Annotated in this window: 7 protein-coding genes; all 7 read left to right on the plus strand. The window is 64.4% G+C overall.

All coding sequences use genetic code 11. The features are described 5' to 3' along the window. Nucleotides 1-25 precede the first annotated feature (25 nt). Nucleotides 26-688: an isochorismatase family protein gene (locus CH295_RS18815; RefSeq protein ID WP_094741622.1), complete on the plus strand. Its 663-nt coding sequence runs from the start codon at nucleotides 26-28 to the stop codon at nucleotides 686-688. Further along, nucleotides 685-2304: a (2,3-dihydroxybenzoyl)adenylate synthase gene (locus CH295_RS18820; RefSeq protein ID WP_252342104.1), complete on the plus strand. Its 1620-nt coding sequence runs from the start codon at nucleotides 685-687 to the stop codon at nucleotides 2302-2304. Before CH295_RS18815 ends, CH295_RS18820 begins: the two co-directional genes overlap by 4 nt. Continuing rightward, complete coding sequence (locus CH295_RS18825) at nucleotides 2301-15503, plus strand: non-ribosomal peptide synthetase (protein ID WP_094741623.1); 13203 nt, start codon at nucleotides 2301-2303, stop codon at nucleotides 15501-15503. Before CH295_RS18820 ends, CH295_RS18825 begins: the two co-directional genes overlap by 4 nt. An 83-nt stretch (nucleotides 15504-15586) precedes the next feature. Next, nucleotides 15587-16621 carry an ABC transporter substrate-binding protein gene (locus CH295_RS18830; protein ID WP_094741624.1) on the plus strand — a complete coding sequence of 345 codons (1035 nt, stop codon included), beginning with the start codon at nucleotides 15587-15589 and terminating at the stop codon, nucleotides 16619-16621. Nucleotides 16622-16702: 81 nt separating this feature from the next. Then, nucleotides 16703-16930, plus strand: a complete 228-nt coding sequence (locus CH295_RS18835) for a phosphopantetheine-binding protein (protein WP_094741625.1) — start codon at nucleotides 16703-16705, stop codon at nucleotides 16928-16930. Between the two features lie 27 nt (nucleotides 16931-16957). Beyond that, nucleotides 16958-18769 (plus strand): siderophore-interacting protein, encoded by a 1812-nt coding sequence (locus CH295_RS18840; RefSeq protein WP_094741626.1) that lies wholly within the window; start codon nucleotides 16958-16960, stop codon nucleotides 18767-18769. Nucleotides 18770-19439: 670 nt separating this feature from the next. Then, on the plus strand, nucleotides 19440-20621 hold the full coding sequence (locus CH295_RS18845) for an alpha/beta fold hydrolase (RefSeq protein ID WP_170945976.1): 1182 nt from the start codon (nucleotides 19440-19442) through the stop codon (nucleotides 20619-20621). The last annotated feature ends 62 nt before the right edge of the window (nucleotides 20622-20683 follow it).

Consider the following 20683-nt stretch of genomic DNA (forward strand, 5'->3'; position numbering starts at 1 on the left):
ACATGCGAAACGAGAGGGACGAGACATGGCCATACCGAAGATTTCGAGTTACACCATCCCCGCGCGGGACGAGATTCCGGACAACACGGTCGACTGGGAGCTCGACACGAGTCGCGCTGCGTTGCTCGTGCACGACATGCAGAACTACTTCATCGACGCGTACGCCGATGCTCCCGAACTGATCACCCCCGTCGTCGCCAACATCCGTTCAATGCGAACGCTGGCTGCCGAACTCGACATACCTGTCGTTTTCACCATGCAGCCGGGAGATCAGCACCCTTCTCGGCGCGGCATCCTCGCCGATTTCTGGGGGCCCGGTCTCGGCGCCGGGCGTGACACCGAGGTCATCGACGCCCTCAGCCCCGAGCCTGGCGACATCGAGGTCACCAAGTGGCGTTACTCGGCGTTTCAGCGGACCGACCTACGCGAGCTGCTCGGACACCACGGACGAGACCAATTGATCGTCACAGGTGTGTACGCGCACATGGGGTGCATGCTCAGTGCGGCAGAGGCATTCATGTCCGACGTGAGTCCCTTCTTGGTGCTCGACGCGACGGCGGACTTCTCGAGGGACGAGCACATCATGGCAGCAACGTACGCCGCGAAACGCTGTGGCGCAGTTGTGACCACCGAGAATGTTCTGCGCTCTCTTCGACGTGAATCCGTGTCGGCCGGAGCTGCATCTTGAACGTATCCATCACCGAGCAGATCAATCCACTGGAATTACCAGGGGTAGTCGCCTATCCCGACGAGTTCGCTGCGTACTACCGCGAGAAGGGGTACTGGATCGGCCAGACTCATTCGGATCTGTTGGCATCGGCGGTGGCAGAGTTCGGTAGTCGTCTCGCAGTGGTCGACTCGGGCCGCAGTCTCACCTACGCCGAACTCTCCGCGCGCGTGCAGGTGATCGCGGGAGAGTTTGCGCGCCGCGGTATCAGCCGAGGTGACCGCGTCGTGGTGCACATGCCCAACACGGTCGAGTTCGTCGAGGTCGTGTTCGCGTTGTTCGAGATCGGGGCGCTCCCTGTCTTCTCTTTGGCTGCGCACCGCGCCGGCGACATCACTGGTTTTTGTGCTGCGACCGGAGCCGTTGCGTACGTCACCGTCGACCGATTCGGTGCAACCGATTATTCCGCCATCGCCGCCGAGATCGCACAGGCACACCCGGGTCTGTTTACAGTCGTGATTCCGGTCGGTGACGAGAGCTGGGCGATCGGTCCCGAATTGCCGCGGCGGAACAGGTCGTTGGCGTCGGATATCGCATTTCTTCAGTTGTCCGGTGGCACGACGGGAACCCCGAAACTGATTCCCCGCACGCACGACGACTACCTCTATTCGGTTCGCGAAAGCGCACGTATCTGCGGAATCGACGAGACGTCGGTGATGCTCGCGGTCCTCCCCATCTCGCACAACTTCACGATGAGTTCACCGGGGCTGCTGGGCATGATCGCGGCCGGAGGAGCAGTCGTCATGGCACCGGATCCGAGCCCCGACACCTGTTTCGCACTGGTGGAGCAACATTCGGTCACCCATGTGGCGCTTGTGCCTCCGCTGCTCGTTGCGTGGCTCAACTCGTCGCTGCGCAGCCAGCGCGACATCGGCTCGCTGGAAGCCGTCTGGGTCGGTGGTGCAAAACTTTCCGCCGAAGTGGCGCGGCGTGTCACCCCGGAGCTGGGATGCGTTCTGACCCAGGTGTTCGGCATGGCAGAGGGACTGGTGAACTACACACGAGCAGGCGACGACGACGAGACTATCTTCACCACCCAGGGGCGGCCCATCTCGCCCGACGACGAAGTGCGTGTGGTCGACGACGCCGGAGCCGAGGTAGCTGTCGGCGAGCCGGGGAACCTGCAGACTCGTGGGCCCTACACGATCCGCGGATACTACGACGCACCGGAACACAACGAGAAGTCCTTCACAGCCGACGGATTCTATTCCACCGGCGACGTCGTGATCCGCGATGATCGCGGATACCTCCAGGTAGTCGGACGTACGAAGGACCAGATCAATCGCGGCGGTGAGAAGGTGGCGCCCGCGATGGTGGAAAACCACCTCCTGGCGCACGAGGGTATCCACGACGTGTCGGTCGTGGGCGTGCCCGATCCTGCGCTCGGCGAGAAGACGTACGCGTACGTGATCCGGCGTGATCCGCACTCGGAGACGCCGACCGCATCGCAACTACGGTCGTTCCTTCGCGCCGAACGCAAGGTTGCCGCCTACACCATCCCCGACACGTTCGAGTTCGTGACCGAGTTTCCTACCACCTCGGTCGGCAAGATCGACAAGAAGAGCCAGAGCCGATGACCGTTACCGACGACACCCGTACCGACGAGTCCAAGTCGCTGCTGCCACTGACAGGGGCACAGTTGGGCATCTGGAATGCCCAACGCCTCGAACCGGATTCGCCGTACTACCTCGTCGGTGAGGTTCTCGAGATCGACGGAACCCCCACCGAGGTTCCCATCGACCTCGTCGCACTCGTCGACGCCATCGAGGCAACCGTCGGGGAGGCGGAGACCATGCGTCTGCGCTTCACCGATACCGAGAACGGGCCGCGTCAGTGGATCACAGAGGCGGGCTCGCTGACGATTCCCGTTCTCGATCTCTCCGAATCGGCGGATCCGTACGTGCGCGCCGAGGAGCGGGTGTTGCAGTGCCGTACCGAGGCCGCCGAGGCATGCCGAGAGATGGTGGACCGCCCCCTGTTCGCATACACCCTGCTGCAGCTCTCGCCCACGGAGGTTTGGTGCGTGCAGCTCTACCACCACCTTGTCGTCGACGGGTATTCCGCGGCGATGATCTCGCGCCGGCTCGCCGCGCGGTACACCGCGACCGTTGCAGACAAGCCGTTGCGTCCGAACGCATTCGGATCCTTCTCCGCAGTGGTGGCCGAAGACGTTGCCTACCGCGAATCCGAGGCCGCTGTCGCCGACCGTGAGTTCTGGTCTACCTCGTTGACACCATTGCCGGAGCGGCACGGGCGAGGCGGAGGAAGCGACACACCGGCGGAACGCACGCACTCGGCGAAATCCGTGCTCGACGCCGACGCGATGCACCGCATCAAGGACATCGCCGACGAATGCGGCTGCACCTGGGCCGATGTACTGATCGGCGGATACGCAGGATTCGTTGCGCGCGCGCTGGGCACCTCCGACGTCGTGATCGCCTTTCCGGTCATGGTGCGCACCACTCGAACGACACTGACCACTCCGTCCATGGCCGTCAACGTGTTGCCGCTCAGAGTGACGATCGGACTCGGTGACGACATCACAGCGCTGGCGACCGCGACGGCGTCGGCGTTGAAGGACTTACGGGAGCATCAGCGGTATCGCGGCGAGGACATCGTCCGCGACCTCGCTTCGCCCGGTGCCGGCGCGTTGTTGCACGGTGTCGGAATCAATCTGAAGGCATTCGACTTCTACCTGAACTTCGCGGGCGCTGTCGGCAGGCTACGCAATGTCGCCGGTGGCCCGCCCGAAGAATTCGGTCTCACAGCCACCCCCATCGACGGTGGCCGGGTGATGTTGGGATTCGAGGTCGACGCCAGGCAGCTGTCCGAATCCACGGTTCGTGCGCGTGCCGACGGTCTAGTCGGACTGCTGTCCGCGCTGTGTTCGCCGAAGCGACCCCCGCTGGGGAACATCGACGTTCGGCCGGGTGGGCTCGACCCTGCCTGGACGCCCGCACCGACCCCTGACGCAGGGCAGGAATCGGTCGCCGAGATGTTCGCCGCCATGGCCGCTGCGCATGCAGACGACATCGTGCTCACCGACTCCGGTAGGTCCTGGACCGCAGCGCATTTGGCCGAGCGAGTGCACAGGATCGCCCGCCTCGTCCGTAGCCGCGGAGTGGGACCCGACGACGTCGTGGCGCTTGCTCTTCCTCGCTCGCTCGACATGGTGGCAAGCATCTTCGCGGTCTGGGAGGCGGGCGCAGGCTACGTCGTGCTCGATCCGGCGTATCCCGCAGCGCGACTGAACGATCTCGCGCAACGTGCACGTCCATCGATTCTTCTGTGCGACAAACTATCTCCTGTTCCCGAGGTCGACGTGACAGTCATCGCGCTCGAGAGTGAACGCATTCGAGCCGAATTGGCGTCCCTCTCCGCCGGACGACTGGCAGCTCACGAGCTCGCAGCACCGCGGCACCGCGATCACACTGCCTACATTCTGTTCACGTCCGGATCCACCGGCACACCCAAGGGCGTCGTCGTCCGTTGCGGTGGCCTCACGCACCTCGCTGCCAGGCACCGCCACACGCTCTACGCCGACGCTGCGCGCCGAGCGGGCGGTCGCGCTCTCGCCATCGCTCACACGACATCGTTCGCGTTCGATGCATCGCTCGACCCGTTGCTGTGGATCCTCGACGGTCATCGGATTCATCTGTACGACAGTGATGTTCAGCGAGATGCGGATCTACAGGTCGAACGGTTCGCTGCCGACGGCATCGACGTCGTCGACACGACTCCTTCGATGGCGGCGTTTCTGGTCGACGCGGGTCTGGTCGGTGTAGGACCAGTAGGCCACAAGGCGGTGAGCACCATCGTCATCGGTGGTGAAGCGTTGCCCTCAGCGCTCGCCGGGCAGTTGAGTGCTGCCGATGCTGTCGTCCACAACATGTACGGACCCACCGAGGCCACCGTGGACGCCATCGTCGACCGGGTGACCGGAGCGGACGTCCGCATCGGGCGGCCGCTGGAGGGTACCGCGGCGTATCTTCTCGACGGAGCGCTGCGCCCGGTCCTCGACGGAGAGACCGGTGAACTGTATCTGGCCGGACCGCAGCTCGCCCGCGGGTACCTCGACATGCCGGGCGCTACTGCCGATCGCTTCGTCGCGGACCCGTTCGATCCGGCGGGCGGTCGGATGTATCGCACGGGCGACCTCGCTCGTTGGGACCCCGCGACCGGGTACGAGTACCGAGGACGCGCCGACGACCAGGTCAAGATTCGCGGACACCGCGTCGAACTACGGGAGGTCGAGACCGCGTTGGCCGCGATCGACGGCATCGGCGCGACCGCCGCAATGGTGACCGGAAGTGGTTCTTCGGCCAAGCTTCTCGGGTACGTGGTGTTCGAGACCGGCACAGTGTCCCTGTCCGGGGACGACATCCGCCGCGACCTGCTCAGACGGCTACCCGACCACATGGTGCCCTCGGTCGTCACGGTGCTCACCGAGATGCCGCTCACCGTCAACGGCAAGGTCGACCGCGCACAACTTCCCGCGCCGCGCGCGGTCGATGTCGGCGGTGGCCGGCTTCCGAGCACCGCGTCGGAGTTCGCTCTGTGCGCTGTTCTCGCCGACGTCCTCGGCCACGACAATGTATCGCTCGACGCAGACCTTTTCACGCTCGGCGGCGACAGCATTGCTGCCATCAGTATCAGCAGCCGGTTGCGCGCACACTCGGTGGTGCTGACGCCCAAAGAAATCCTCAGCGGACGTGATCTCGCAACCCTCGCCGCAACGAGCCGCACCATCTCGGTCGGCGTCGAAAACGCTGCCGAGGACGTGGCCTTCGGAATCACGCCGGCGACCCCGATCCTGCGACGCGTGGTGGAGAGCAATTCTCCGGCTGCGGTCGCCTCCTATGCACAGTGGACCGTCGTCGAGGTGACCGACGAGATCGAAACGGAGGCGCTGCGGACCGCGGTGTCGGCCGTCCTCGAACGGCATGCGGCACTGCGAATGCGCGTGACTGCGGTGAGCGATGTCGAGATCGAGCGGACCGCAGCACCGGCGGACGTTGTCGAGTACGGTCCGGTCGACTCCAGCCGATTCGGTTCGAATATCAAGGAATTGGCACGGGACCTCGCAGCCGACCTCGCACCCGCTGCCGGCCGTCTGTCGAAAGTGGCCCTGATCCGGATGTCCGACGGGTGCGACCGGGTACTGACGGTCGTGCACCACTTCGCCATCGACACCGTGTCGTGGGCGGTCCTGCTGACCGACCTGTTCGTTGCTGTCCGCTCTCGTGCGCTACCTGCCGCAGTGGGGGCGTCGTGGCGTCGTCGGGCCGAGGACTTGGCCGAACGCGGGTCGGCGCACCGGTACCTGAACGAACTCGACCACTGGACGGCCGTCCTCGGCGGCGAGCCGTCTCCACTGTGCGACGCAGTCCTACGGCCCGGGATCGACACACACGCGACCTCGTCGATCACCTGGACGAGATACTCGGCTGCGACTACCTCCGCAGTTCTCGACGACCTGTGCGCACAGTATCGAGCCCGCCCAGACGAGGTGTTGCTCGTCGCCGTGACCCTGGCCGTTCGGGCAGTCCGGGGGCGTGCCATGGGAGACTTCGCAGTGCTGATGGAGGGCCACGGGCGCGACGGCGACGGTGCCGAGGATTTCGGTTCGACCGTCGGATGGTTCACCACCGAGTACCCGATCTCGGTACCCGCCGGCGCAGTCGATTCGCCGGATCTCGTCGCGGAAGCATGGGCCGGGGGAGCTGTCGTGGCCGAACTCGTTCACGAGATCAAGGCGCGCCGCCGCGCCGGCCGCGACGAGGGGCTCGGGTATGGAGTCCTGCGATATCTCGACGACGCAGGCAGGGCGCTGGCGACGTCAGCGGAACCGCAGATCGTCCTCAACTACCTCGGCAAAGCCAGCGGGATGTTCGGGAACGGCTGGAAAACAGCATCGGCTGACGCGTTCGGCGTCGTGGAACCGCCAGATCGGATGCTCACGGAGGTGCTCGCGCTCAACGCCTTCGTCCGCGACTCCGACGAGGGCCCAACGTTGTCGGTCGAGTGGACGGCCGCGAACGAGCTCTTACCGAGCGACGACGTCGTCGTCTTGCAGGAGTATTTCCGGCAGTCGCTAGACGGCCTCGCGGCGCACTCCGCGCTGTTCGACGGTGGGCTCAGCGCCGTCGACGCCGAGGGCGTAGTCGTCACTCAACAGCAGATCTCGGCGCTGGAATCGCGGACGGGCCCGCTGGCTCGGCTGTTGCCGCTGTCGCCGCTGCAAGAGGGACTACTCGCCCACTCGGCGCGTTACAGCGACCAGGACGTGTACACGCTGACCGCCGTCGTGGACCTCGCAGGCAGACTCGACCCAGCTCGACTTCGGCGCGCCTTCCTCCATGTGGTGCGGCGTCACCCCAACCTGGCGGCGAGCTTTCATTTCGACTCTGTCGACGAACCCCTTCAGGCAATTCCCCGGACGGTCGAGATCGACTGGCGGTCTACCGACCTCTCGCACCTGACGGCATCCACGGCCGATGCTGCGGCGAATGAAGCCGGCCGGATCGCGGCGAGCCGCGTGTTCGACGTCGGCTCCGGCCCGCTACTGGCCGGACACGTTTTGTCGTTGCCCAGCAATCGAACGCGGCTGTTGCTGAACGCACATCACCTCGTGACCGACGGGTGGTCGACGCCGATCGTGCTGCGCGAACTGGTGCAGCTGTACAACGACGACGGTGCGCTTCCACCGCCGCCGGACTACGGCGACTACCTGGCGTGGCTTGCCGAACGCGATCGTGGTGAACAGCTGGACGCATGGCGTCGGCGACTGTCCGGGCTGACCGAACCGTCCTTGGTCGCGCACGGAGAGGCCACAGGTGAAGCCACGATCTCCCGGGAAGCTGCGTTACGCGACGGCGTGGGTGAGCAGCTCTCGACCTGTGCACGCGAGAACGGTCTGTCCGTCAACACCCTGGTGCAGGCAGCCTGGAGTGCGGTCGTGGCGGCGCTCGTCGGTCATCGCGACGTCGTATTCGGGACGACCGTGTCCGGTCGTCCCGCCGACCTTGCTTCGATCGAACAGATGGTGGGACTGTTCAGCAACACGGTTCCGGTTCGGCTGCAGTTGGACGACCGACCGCTCGCGGAGGTGCTGCGACGTAGTCAGAGCGAGCAATACGACCTCGGCGACGCCGAACATCTACCGCTGCCCGAGATATCAGCCTGCAGCGACGTGCCGAGCGGCACCGCATTGTTCGACACTCTCGTCGTGTTCGAGAACTACCCCAACCTCGTCGGCGACGATCCCGAGGAGCGGGAGGGGTATACCCGAATCGTCGACATCGGCAATCTCAGTCTCACTCAGTACCCACTGTCGTTGCTGGCTCCGCCGGGTGACCGATTCCGTCTCGTCGTCGATCACGACCCGACCGTCGTGGACAATGCCGTCGCGGCAGCGGTAGCCGAGGCGCTGCCGGCAATTCTCGAACAAATTCTGGTGGGACTCGGCGCTCCTGCGCACGAATTGATCCCGCAGTCGCTTCCGGTGCTACCGACTCGGGCACGCGGGCGGACTCTCCCGAGCCGTGTCGACCACACGACGTCGACGCCCGCGGTCTCGGCCGTGACGAAACTGCTGGCCGACGTGCTCGACACACCATTGGACGCCGACGACGACTTCTTCGAACGCGGCGGGCACTCTCTTGCAGCGATGCGCGCCGTCAGCGGACTGCGCAAGATCGGCGTCGTCGTGAGCGTGACGGACATCTTCGCCGCACGTACGCCGCGTGCCCTCGCCGCGAGGTCCGGTCAGGTGACCGAGGTAGAGGAACCGGTCGAGGAACTGTCCGTGGTCCCGGTCCTCTCGTCCGCTCAAGAGCGCCTCTGGATCGTGGCTCAGCTCGAAGAGCCGTCTCACACTCACGACGTCCCTGTTGTGCTCGAGCTGACCGGATCCGTCGATGTGGCAGCGCTCGGCCAGGCGTGGTCGGATGTGCTCGAGCATTGGAAGATCTTGCGCACGTGCTACCCGGCCACGCCCAGCGGAGAGCCGTCGGTGCGGGTAATCGATGCGGGCGACGCGCCGACGCTGTCGTGCGTCGTGACAGAGTTGCCGATGCAGGACGCCATTCGTGAGGTTCTCGACAGCCCCGAGTCGGTGTTCGACATTGCGAACGCCGCCCCGGTGCGCGCGGTTCATCTCGATGGAACCGATTGGGCAGCATTGATTCTGGTGGTGCACCACATCGCTATCGACGGTGCATCCGTTCCGATGGTGCTCGACGCGCTTGCCGTCGCCTACCGAGCACGAGCTGCCGGAAACCGGGTGCAGTGGTCGACACCGGGTCCCGATTTCGCCGAGTTCGCTGTCGCCGATCGCGCGCGCTCCCGCTCCGCAGACGTTCGCCGCGGATTGCAGTACTGGGTTTCGCAGTTGACGGCTCTGCCGACCGAGCTCGAGTTGCCGTTCGATCGGCCGCGCCCCCGGATCGCTACACACCGGGCGGTCGGAGCTTCTCGGGTGGTCCCCGCTGACGTGGCCGGTGGACTACGCGATGCAGCGATCACGCACGGCGTGAGCTCGCTGATGATCGTCGAAGCCGCTGTGGCGCTGACGTGGCAACGCTTCGGCGGCGGAGATGACGTTCCGCTCGGCACGACGGTGTCCGATCGAGAATCCTTCGGGAACGGGAAATTCCAGAACACCGTCGGATATCTGGTCAACACCGTGGTGCATCGAATCGACCTGTCCGGGAACCCAACTGTGTCACAGGTCCTGGACAGAGTGCGGGCGGCGAGCCTGGGGGCGCTCGAGCACAGCGGTGTTCCCTTCGATCGAGTGGTCGACGCGCTCGCACCCGACCGTGCGCAAGGACGTCATCCACTGTTTCAGACTCTTGTCGGTCACGAATTCGTCGGTGAGCCCATCGAACTGGGCGAGGCGCGCGCTGTACCGGTCGAACCCGTCGACCCACCCGCACGCATGGATCTCGTGGTGTGGTTGCGAGAGAACGGATCTCGGCCCGAGATCCGCGTCGGGGGTGCAGCCGATCTGTTCGACATTGCTACTATCGAACATCTGCTCGACGAACTGTTCCTAGTCCTCGGCCACGTAATTTCTGGGCCCGATTCCACCATCGATCGCATCGGTGCACGGGTCGCCCATTCGGACGCACGCCGCGGCAACAGGCCGCAGTCGGTGATCGCGCGATTCACCGAGCAGGTGCGCGACCGCCAGCACGAGGCTGCGATCGTCCACGACGACGTGACCATCAACTATGGCGATGCCGGCTCGATGGTGGATCGGCTTGCCCGCGAGCTACTTTCGTCCGGAGTGCGCGCCGGATCGGTGGTCGGGGTAGCAGTCGGCCGCGATCACCACCTTCCGGTTGCGCTTTTGGCGGTCCTTCGTCTCGGGGCTGCCTACCTGCCGCTCGACGTCGACTACCCTCGTGAGCGACTGCAATACATGATCGATGACGCCGACCCGGTCTGCGTCCTGGTCACTGCCGGAACGGTCGATGCGGTGTCCTGGATCGGAACAGCGCTCGTGCGCGCAGATTCCGCCGGTGACCCGGGTGACGGTGCGTTGCCGCCGATCCGCGCTGCCGGTGATGAGCTGGCGTACATCATTCACACCTCGGGGACGACCGGGCAACCCAAGGGCGTCATGGTCACGACGGCGAACCTCGCAGCATTCGCGGCGGCAGTCGAGGAGCAGGGTTGGGTGCGGCAGGAGGATCGGCTCGTCTCGGTGACCACTGTCTCGTTCGACATCGCCGTGTTGGAACTGCTGTGCCCGTTGACTGTCGGCGCGGCAGTTGTCGTCGCCCCGCGCGCCTCCGTCGTCGACCCGGCCGCATTGTCGGCGTTGATCTCTTCGTCCGAGGCGACGGTTCTCCAGGCGACTCCGTCGTTGTGGCGATTACTGGTCGGAGGCGGTTCCACCGCTGACCTCGGGTCGTTACGTGCCCTGGTGGGCGGTGAAGCGGTGCCGGCCGAACTGGCCGACAATCTGACCGGAGCATGCTCCGAGGTGTGGAATGTGTACGGTCCCACCGAGGTCACGGTGTGGGCCACGGCCGACACGCTCGTCCCGGGAGCGGACGTCACTATCGGCGCACCGTGGTCGGATGTGCGTGCCCGCGTTCTCGACCAACTGTTACGCGACGTTCCCGAGGGAGCTCACGGGGAGCTCTACCTGGGCGGAGCGCAGGTGGCGCGCGGATATCTGAACCGAGCTGCGCTGACGGCCGGACGTTTCGTTGCGGACCCCGATCATCCGGGCGAAAGGCTTTATCGCACTGGTGATCTCGTCCGACGCCGCGGTGGCCGCATCGAATATCTGCGACGTACCGACGATCAGGTGAAGGTCCGTGGGTTCCGTATCGAACTCGGCGAAGTCGACACTGCACTGCGGGCACTGCCGGGTGTGCTCGACGCTGCTGCCAAGGTTGCCCAGATCGACGACGGTTCTGCACGACTGTTCGGCTACGTCGTACTGGGCGACGGCGCAGTGCTCGATTCGGTGCGGATCCGCCGGAAACTCGCGGCCACAGTGCCCGATCAGTTCGTGCCGCAATCGATCACGGCGATCGATCGTCTACCGCGGACGCTGAACGGCAAACTGGACCGCGCCGCACTTCCCGAGCCGAAGGCGGTTGTGCAGGCCACCGAAGCCGCGCAGCGCGCTGCGACCCCGTTGTTCGACGACGTAATGGATTCTGCCGCCGAGGTTCTCGGCTTCGACGTCGACCCGAATTCCAGCTTCTTCGAGCTCGGCGGTGACAGTATCGCCGCGGTCCGCTTCGCGGCAGCGGCTGCCGGCCGAGAGGTGGCCTTCTCCGTGGCCGATGTGTTCGACGTGGGCAGTCTGTCCGAACTCGTCGAGAGGGCCACACGTGTGGCATCGGGTTCGACGGAACTCGATCGCACATCGGATCTGGTCGCTCTCGACGATGAGGCGCGCCGCACCCTCGACGCGGAGTACCCGGGATGGCAGCAGGTGGTACCGCTGACACCCCTGCAGCGCGGAATGTACTTCCAGGCGGTGTCGAGTGGGGTGCGCACGACCGACAACTACCACGTCCAGCACCGGTTCGTGTTTGCCGACGTAATCGATCGTGCCGCGCTGGTCAGCGCCACCGATGCACTGTTGGAGCGATACCCCAACCTCGGTGCAGCGTTCAACCACACAGCATCAGCCGAGCCTGTATCGATCATCGGCAGGTCTACCGTGACCATCGCCGAAGCAGATGCCGAATCCGTGTCGGCAACCGACGCTCTCGCGGCGACGGAGTTCGCGCGCCCGTTCGCGCTCGATCGTGCACCGCTGCTGCGGATGCTGATCGTCACCGAGGGAGACGGGCCGCAGACGCTTGTGGTCACCCAACACCACATCTTGACCGACGCGTGGTCTCAATCGATCATGTTCGGTGAACTGTTCGTGCTCTACGGGGTGGCTCGCCTGAGCGCGGGCCTACACCCCGACGGAACGGATCTGTCCGCAGCGCTGGCTCGTGTTCTGGACCCGGCTGCCGATTTCACCGATCACCTCAGAGTTCTCGCCGGGCGGGACGCGGCCGTGTCCACCGAGAAGTGGGCCGGCTACCTCGCTGAGCTTCCCGAGCCGACTTTGCTTGCGCCGGAGCCGGATCGACAGACGATGTCGCTGCCGAATCGGATCACGCGCACAGTCGAGTCGACGATCGTCGAGGCCGTGACCACACAGGCGGCGGAGTACGGTGTCACCGTCGGCACCGTGGTCGCGCTGGCGTGGGGTCTGACGTTGCGCCGTGCCACGGGCTCGGACGACGTCGTCTTCGGATCGACGGTGTCCGGTCGGGACCCGTCGGTGCCGTCCATCGACCGGATGGTCGGTCTGACGCTCAACACCGTTCCAGTTCGGGTGCGTGCCGCTCCTGGACTGCTGATACCAGATACGTTGTCGCAGATGCTCTCGGAGCAGGGCGCGTTGATCGAGCATCAGTACCTAGGACTGGGTGAGATTTCACGAGCCGCCGGATTCGCGACGTTGTTCGATACTTTGCTCGTGTTCCGCAACATCGGTGGTGACGCAGCCCGGTTCGGGGTGTTCGAGCGAGTAGGAATCACTGCGGCAGAGGCCACCGACGCGACCCACTACGCCGTCACCGTCGATGTCGACCCGCGCAGTCGGAGTGGCGGTTTCGAGGTGACGATCGAACATCGGCGTGATCTGGTCGACGACGAGGCCGCCGAATCGTTGCTATGCACGATGATCGACATGCTCGAGGGTATCACGGGAGTGAACTCGGCCGTTACGACGGTTGCCGATACCGGTCGATCTCGAACCGCGCTCGACCGGACGCCCTTGACCGCACCCCGGGTATCGGTGCCCGTGCCGGGCGAGCGCGGCGGCAGCATCGACGCGCTGTTGTCCGAGCGCGCTGCAGCAACGCCCGACACGCCCGCGTTGACGTGTGGAACACAGACACTCACAGCACGGGAGCTCGACGAGCGAGTGACGGCAATGGCTCGATATATCGGAGGTTCGGGTATCGGAGCCGGCGATGTCGTCGCACTGATGCTGCCGCGCATCGCCGATCACGTCGTCGCCATTTTCGCTGTGATGCGCACCGGGGCGGCGTATTTGCCGCTGGATCTGCAGAACCCACCGGAGCGTCTGCGAGAGATCGTGATCGACAGCGGAGCGTGTGCGGTCGTCACACTCGGCGGGGAGACCAGCGGTTCGAGCATCGTGGATCTCGATGGGATGACCGTGTTCGACCTTTCGGACTCTGGCTTTCGCGACGTGCTCGACGGACGTTCTCCTGCGCCGGACGTGCCCGCCGAGGGCCCCCGTCATGCCGATCAACTCGCCTACGTCATCTACACGTCGGGGTCGACCGGCAAGCCGAAGGGCGTACAGGTCGGCCACCGCGGACTGACTGCGATGTATCACAATCATCGTGACGAGATATTCGCTCCCACCGAAGAATCCGTCGACGGACGACAACTGCGAATCGCCCACACGGTGTCGTTCTCTTTCGACATGTCGTGGGAGGAACTGTTCTGGATGTTGGCAGGTCACCACGTGCACGTCATCGACGAGAACGCACGGGCGAACCCGCTCACACTGGTGCAGCACTACCGCACCGTCGGCATCGATGTCGTCAACGTGACGCCCACGTACGCCCGGGAATTGCTCGCAGCAGGTCTGTTGGACGACGATCATGGACCTGTACTGGTCATGCTGGGCGGTGAGGCGGTGCCACAGGAGTTGTGGACTCGGCTGCGTGAACAAGCCGGCGTCACCGGTTACGACCTGTACGGGCCGACCGAGTTCACGATCAACGCGATGGGATCGTCCGTCGAGGACAGTGCGAGTCCGTGTCTCGGCAGGCCGGTCCGCAATGCTGTTGCCCGCGTGCTCGATTCGGGTCTGCGCCCTGTCGCGATCGGGGCAGCGGGAGAGCTGTACATGTCCGGTGACGGAACGGCCCATGGCTACCTCGGCCGAACCGGCCAGAGCAGCGCTGTATTCGTGGCCGATCCATTCGGGTCGGGGGAGCGGATGTACCGCACCGGTGATCTAGTACGGTACGGGCGCGGCGGCCGACTCGAATACCTCGGGCGCGCCGACCGGCAGGTGAAGATTCGCGGGATTCGTATCGAACTCGGCGAAGTCGAATCTGCACTCGAAAGCCTGGACGGGGTAACGCGGGCAGCCGCTACCGTTCGTTCCGATGGTCCGGTGAGCAGATTGATCGGATACGTCGTCGGTGACGTGACGGAGCTGGGTGACCTCCGGGCCTTGCTGCGGGATCATGTACCGCCGCAGCTCATTCCGGCGCAGATCGTCGTCGTCGACTCGATTCCATTGACTGTCAACGGCAAGCTCGATCGGACTGCGCTGCCCGAACCCCCCAGCCGCGACGCAACGGCGACACTGCACACCGACACCGAGCACGCAGTGGCGGCGGTGTACAGCGAAGTGCTCGGCCTCCGTGACGTGGGCGCAGACGACGGATTCGCCGACTGCGGCGGAGATTCCCTCGCCGCGATGCGTTTGGTCTCACGGCTCGAACGTGAGACCGGGGTTCGATTGGAGGTATCGGAGCTGCTGCGCCGTCAAACGGTGCGCTCGGTGGCGGACTACACGGACCGTCACCGTGAGGGGAGAACGACCTCTCGGACTGATGTAATCGAATGGGGGCGCGAACGCAGCGGGTCACCCGTGTTCTGCGTCCATCCCGCCGGGGGGTACGCGTTCCAGTTCGCGCCTTTGGCGACGATGCTCGAGCGGCCTGTCGTCGGGCTGCAGCTGCCCGACGATCACCGTCCGACATCGTTCGACGGACTCGTCGAGCTCTACCTGCAGGCCGTTCGCCGCATCCAGCCGCACGGGCCTTACCGTCTGCTCGGGTACTCGTTCGGGGGCACTGTCGCCCACGCGATGGCTGCACTACTGACTGCGGACGGTGAGTCTGTGTCGTTCGTCGGTGTGGTCGACTCGGCACCGCTCGGCGACGACATCGAGTGTGAGGAACAAGACCCACAGAACCGCGGGCCGCGTGAGGTGCCTGCAGAGTTCGTCGACGCTGTCGAACGCAATATCGCCTATACCGCATCGTTGCTCCGAACGGCTACTGCGCCGAAGTATTCCGGCACAGTGACGCTGTTCGAAGCGCAACGACACAAGCCTGTTCGTGGATTCGCCGAGCGTTGGGCTCGAATTCACGACGCGGAACTCGTTGTCCATCAGTTGGACTTCGATCACGACGGGGTGGTGACGGCAGCGGGGTGGGAGCAGATCGTGCCCTGCTTGCCCGACTGAACCGCCATGTCACCCATCACCACCCGACGGCGGAGCGCCGTTCGGACTGAACCGAAAAACGATAATCCCGAAAGGATTTAGCAGTGTCCAATCCCGCAGTGTCCAATTTCAAGCCTCGACGACGAGGGATTCGCCTCCTCGCCAGTGTGTCGGTAGCGTTGATCGCCCTCGGTCTGACCTCGTGCAGTACCAGCTCGGACGGTGACGATGGTGCCCCGGCCGGTGAGTCGACGACCAGTGAGACCCGTGTGATCTCCACCGACAGGGGCGATGTGACGGTGCCGGCCGATCCGCAGAGGATTGCGGTTCTCTCTGCCGGCTTCGCCGGATATCTGTACACGCTCGACGCGCCCATCGCCATTACCGACACCCGGCTACTGGGAGTGACGAACCTCGACGGAGGGTTCCCTCCGCAGTGGGCCGAGAAGGCGAAGGCGCAGGGAACGAAAGAACTGCCCGCGGGCGAAGCGCTGAACATCGAGGCCATTGCTCAGGCCGACCCGGATCTGATCATCGGTGGCGGGCAGGGTTATTCCGCAGTACTAGCAAACGACGCGTACGATCAGTTGGCCGCGATCGCGCCCACCGTACTGATCCCGTCCTCGGTCAACACCTGGCAGGGTGAGCTGGAAGCAGTCGCAGACGCCGCCGGCGAAGCAGACAAGGTCGACGGTCTACTGCAGGCGTACGAGGACAAGGTCGCCCAGGTCAGCGATGCCATCACCGTCCCCGGTTCCCCCGTCGCGTACCTGTTGTCGCTCAGTACAAACGAGCCGTCATTCATTCCGCAGACCGCTGCGCTTCCGACGTTGTTGTCGGAGGTCGGCTTCGAGGCGGACGACATCATCACCAAAGCAGGCAACCCGGAGCTGTACGGTTCGGGTGACTCGTTCATCGTCAGCCCCGAGTTGCTCGGATCCGTTGCCACTGCGCCGGTGATGTTCGTCGTTCCGGTGGCAGGACGCACTCTCGACGAGTTGAAGCAGGATCCCGCATACGCGGGGCTTCCCGCGTTCTCGGACAACAAGGTCTACGAGCTGCCCGCGACGAGTTACCGTCCCGATTACGACGGAGTCATGTCAACCCTGGACACGATTCAGCAGACGTTCGCCTCGTAGCCGAACCGCGAAAACCTCGGAAGGGGGTCGGCGGCATAAGTTGCCGACCCCCGAATCGTAACTTCACAGAAAGGTCCCACCATGCTCACCCGCGAAATCGTCATCGGTGATATCGCCGCAGCCTTGAGTCGGTCACCGGATTCGATCGGTGACGACCTCGACTTGGCGGACGAGGGTTTGGATTCGATCCGGATCATGGACCTTGTGGAACGATGGCGTTCCGCAGGTGCTGCGGACGTCGACTTCCCGACGTTGGCGGCCGACCCCACCGTCGGGCACTGGGTTGCCGTCGCGCTCGGCGAATACTGAACCAGACCAAGGAAAGAGGGAATTTCGATGGCGGGGACTGTCCGCGAGGTACAAGTGTTTCCCATCTGTCTTCGTGAGCTCGACGTGCTCCGCGTAGAAGACGTGACTCCTGGGATGCGAAGAGTCGTCGTCGGCGGCCCGTCGATGGACCGGCACGTACGCGACGGAGTCGCGTTACCTCCAGTGCGCACAACCGGTTTCGACGACGACGTGAAGGTCTTGCCCGTCGATCCCAGCACCGGAACCCTGCCGTTTCCGGTGCCGACGAATCTCGACGACGGCACAGTCGATTGGCCCGCCGGGTCGTTCCCGTACGGGCGAACCTATACCGTGCGTAGGTTCGACGAAGACAAGCGCGAGCTGGTCCTCGACTTCGCGGCCCACGAGGGCGGTCTCGCGGCCACCTGGTCGCGCACTGTGCAACCGGGTGAAAAAGTTCTGATCGCCGGACCCAAACACTCTGCGAGTTTGCCGCGTGATGTGGACTGGATCCTGATTGCGGGGGACGAGACTGCGTTGCCCGCCATCGCCCATTGTCTGGAGAAGCTGCCTGCCGATCTGCCGGCCACCGTAGTCGTCGAGGTGGCCGAACCTTCGCACCACCAGGAGTTGACGTCAGCTGCTGCCGTGGACATCACATGGCTGTATCGCTCCGAAAACGGTGGTGATTCGAGGATTGTGGAGGCCGTGCAAGCCGCGCAGTGGCGTACCGGTCAGCCTTACGTGTGGGTGGCCGGCGAGGCGCTGACCATCAAGCCGCTTCGTCGATGGGCCAAGCAGGACAAGAAGATCGACAAGCAATTCGTCGAAATCGCGGGATACTGGCGCAGGCGCGAGGAGAGAGCAGCCGCGCCTGCCCTCGTCGAGGTGGATTCCGGTTCGCGTCTGCACGAGATGTCGGAGTTGCTGCCTCCGTTGGCAATCAGGGCAGCTGTCACCGTCGGAATTTTCGCTGCCGTCGACGGTGTTGCCGACACGGTCGATGCGATTGCCGCGGAGTGCAACACCGATGCGGGTGCCACCGCCAAGTTGCTGCGTCACCTGGTTCTGCTTGACCTGCTCGCGACCGACGGCGACAGATTCACACTGACCGAGATGGGGTCGATTCTCGCCGATCCGGATACGTTCACGAGTCAGGCGCTGCATCACGACAAGATCCACACCCAGCTGGAAATGTCGTTTTTGGGACTCACAGAAACCGTCAGGACCGGAAAACCGGCTCGGTCACACAGCTTCGCCGCCAAGTCCATCGAACCGGGTTTCGTCGCCGACTTCCACGAAGAAGCCGCATTCGGCGCGCTCTACCGCGCGCCTGCGCTTCCGGACGCGATCGATCTCGACGGAGTAGCCACAGTCGCGGTGTACGGCGAGGCTGCTGGAGTGTATGCCGACACCTTGGCTCGCATGCGCCCAGATATCGCGATCACGCTGGTCGGGCTTCCTGCCACGAATCAGCGAAACTTGGTGGACGTCGCCCAGGCGCGGCTCAGCGCAGTGCATTGGATCGACGCGAGCGAGTTCGCTCCGTTGCACACTCCCGTTGACCTTGCGATTGCTGTCGATCTGGTCGATGTGTACCCGGATGCCGATGCGCGCCTGCTACTTTCGTCGCTCGCAGCATCGGCCCGTCGAGTGGTCGTAGTGAACGACCTACTCGATCCGGCGACCAACGACGAACACGACAGTGAGGACGACATACTTCGATTGTGTTTGTACGGATCCGGACGTAGAACCGAAACCGAACTGCGCGAACTGATCACTGCTGCAGCGGGAGTCGACGCATGCGTCCGCAGCCTGGGTTGGGGATCGACAGCAGTCGAATTCCAAGGTTCCGCATAGTTGTTCGTCGCACTCGCACCGGCGGATGACGATCGTGCGCGCCAGTGCTGTCGCCCCCCGCGTGGCGGGTGGTACCACACGTGAGGTCGAGTGCTCTCGACTTTCCCACCCCAGCTACTCGGAGGAGACGATATCCAAGCTGCGGATTGCGAAACTACTGACGGACAAGAGCTTGGAAAATTACTTCTCGCAAGTCTTATTCGGTGCTGCGTGTTGGCAGCGTATTGTCGACTCGACGCCGGGGTTGAAGGCAGTCCGTAGGAGCTCATCACTTTGAAGCGCGGTGGAGTCGAAAGTTCACGGCGGTCCGTTTGGACGATGCCGAATCCTAGGGGACGCCGATGGACGGTGAGCGGGTCGCTGAAGGCCATCTTTTACTCATCACTTTGTGGCAGATACAGATGGATTCACGCGGACGCCGATGGTCACTCGATTCGCCGAACACCCAGCTCAACGGGTCGATGATGGACGCGGGTGCATCCACCTGAATTGTTATCTCTCGTACAGCGGGTCCGGGGTTCGAATCCCTGATGGCGCACAACAGATGCCCTTGCCAGTGGAAACACTGGCAAGGGCATTTTTGTGGTGTTTTTCCGACCGTGACGTGGGTGTCGCAATCCACGGACACAGAATGCGGATCCGCACTTCGGACCGCATACTGGCTCGCGAGATGAGACTGCCTTTCGTCACCTTCGCCGTGTCCGTCCTTGTCGGGTCTTTCGTCCTGTCGGCCGCACCCGTCTCGGCGGCTCCCGGCGGTGCCGATTTCTACGGTGAGCCCGTCGTCGGCCTGGAGGCATACGCATCCGGGTCAATCGTGCGCCGAGAACCCGTGCCGCAGCTCGACCTTCTGGGCTCGCACACCGAGCGCATTCTGTACCGATCTGCCGATCCCCGTGATCGTGCGGTGGCGGTGTCGGGACTTCTGATTACACCAACCCCTGCGTGGAGGGGGCCCGGGCCCCGGCCCGTGATCGCTTATGCGCCCGGTAGTTACGGGATCGCCGACCGCTGCTCCGGTTCGTCCGAGCAAGGGTTGACGACCACGATGCCGGCGCTGCTGCCGTTGTTGGCGCAGGGATACCAGGTGGTCACGACGGATTACCAAGGGCTCGGAACCCCTGGCGAATACGAGTTTCTGGGCCGGGTTGCCAGCGCCCGCGCTTTGCTCGACGCGGCCCGGACGGCAGCAAGTGAAACCGACGCGCCCGTCGTGCTCTACGGATACTCGGCGGGCGGTGTTGCTTCGGCCGCCGCCGCAGAGCTCGCCTCCACCTACGCGCCCGACCTGGCCGTGGTCGGTGCCTTCGTCGGTGCTGCACCGACCGATCCTGTGCTGCGCGTCGACGGCCAGGACGGCTCCGAGTCCGCCGCGACGATGCTGTACACGATCGGCGGCCTGATCGGCGCTCACCCCGACCTGTCCGAACAGATTCGGGCACTGTTCAACGATCGCGGGCGGGCAGCTCTCGATGCGGCACAAAATTTCTGCACGGTCGACGCTCTCACCTACGGACCGTTGCGGTCCGAGGACCTGACTGCTGACGGCTCTTCCCTGGGAGCACTCATGACGGGGCCCGTGCTGGGTCCGCTGACGGAGCAGAACACTATCGGGTTCACCGCGCCCGCCGTTCCCGTGATGATCGTGCACGGCCTCCACGACACCTCCGTCGAGATCGCGCAGAGCCGTCTCCTGGCGCAGCGCTGGCGCGCCGCCGAAGGTACCGACATCACCGTTCGGGAGTTCGACTTCGGAACCGATCTCGTTCCCGCAGTCGACCATACGGCCACCAACATCGCTGCCTACCCCGAGTTGCTCGAGTGGATTGCCAGGCTCGTCACCGGAGTCTGACTCGGAGAACGCTCCCACGACGGTCCCCTGCATTCGACTGTTACAGACTCCACGAACAATTG

The organism is Rhodococcus sp. 14-2483-1-2 (assembly GCF_002259405.1).
Classification (GTDB): Bacteria; Actinomycetota; Actinomycetes; order Mycobacteriales; family Mycobacteriaceae; genus Rhodococcoides.

What these genes read in the sequence shown, in the direction of transcription:
- CH295_RS18815 (WP_094741622.1), top strand. Translation starts at nt 26, where the DNA reads ATGGCCATACCGAAGATTTCGAGTTACACCATCCCCGCGCGGGACGAG.
- CH295_RS18825 (WP_094741623.1), top strand. Translation starts at nt 2,301, where the DNA reads ATGACCGTTACCGACGACACCCGTACCGACGAGTCCAAGTCGCTGCTG.
- CH295_RS18835 (WP_094741625.1), top strand. Translation starts at nt 16,703, where the DNA reads ATGCTCACCCGCGAAATCGTCATCGGTGATATCGCCGCAGCCTTGAGT.
- CH295_RS18840 (WP_094741626.1), top strand. Translation starts at nt 16,958, where the DNA reads ATGGCGGGGACTGTCCGCGAGGTACAAGTGTTTCCCATCTGTCTTCGT.
- CH295_RS18845 (WP_170945976.1), top strand. Translation starts at nt 19,440, where the DNA reads ATGAGACTGCCTTTCGTCACCTTCGCCGTGTCCGTCCTTGTCGGGTCT.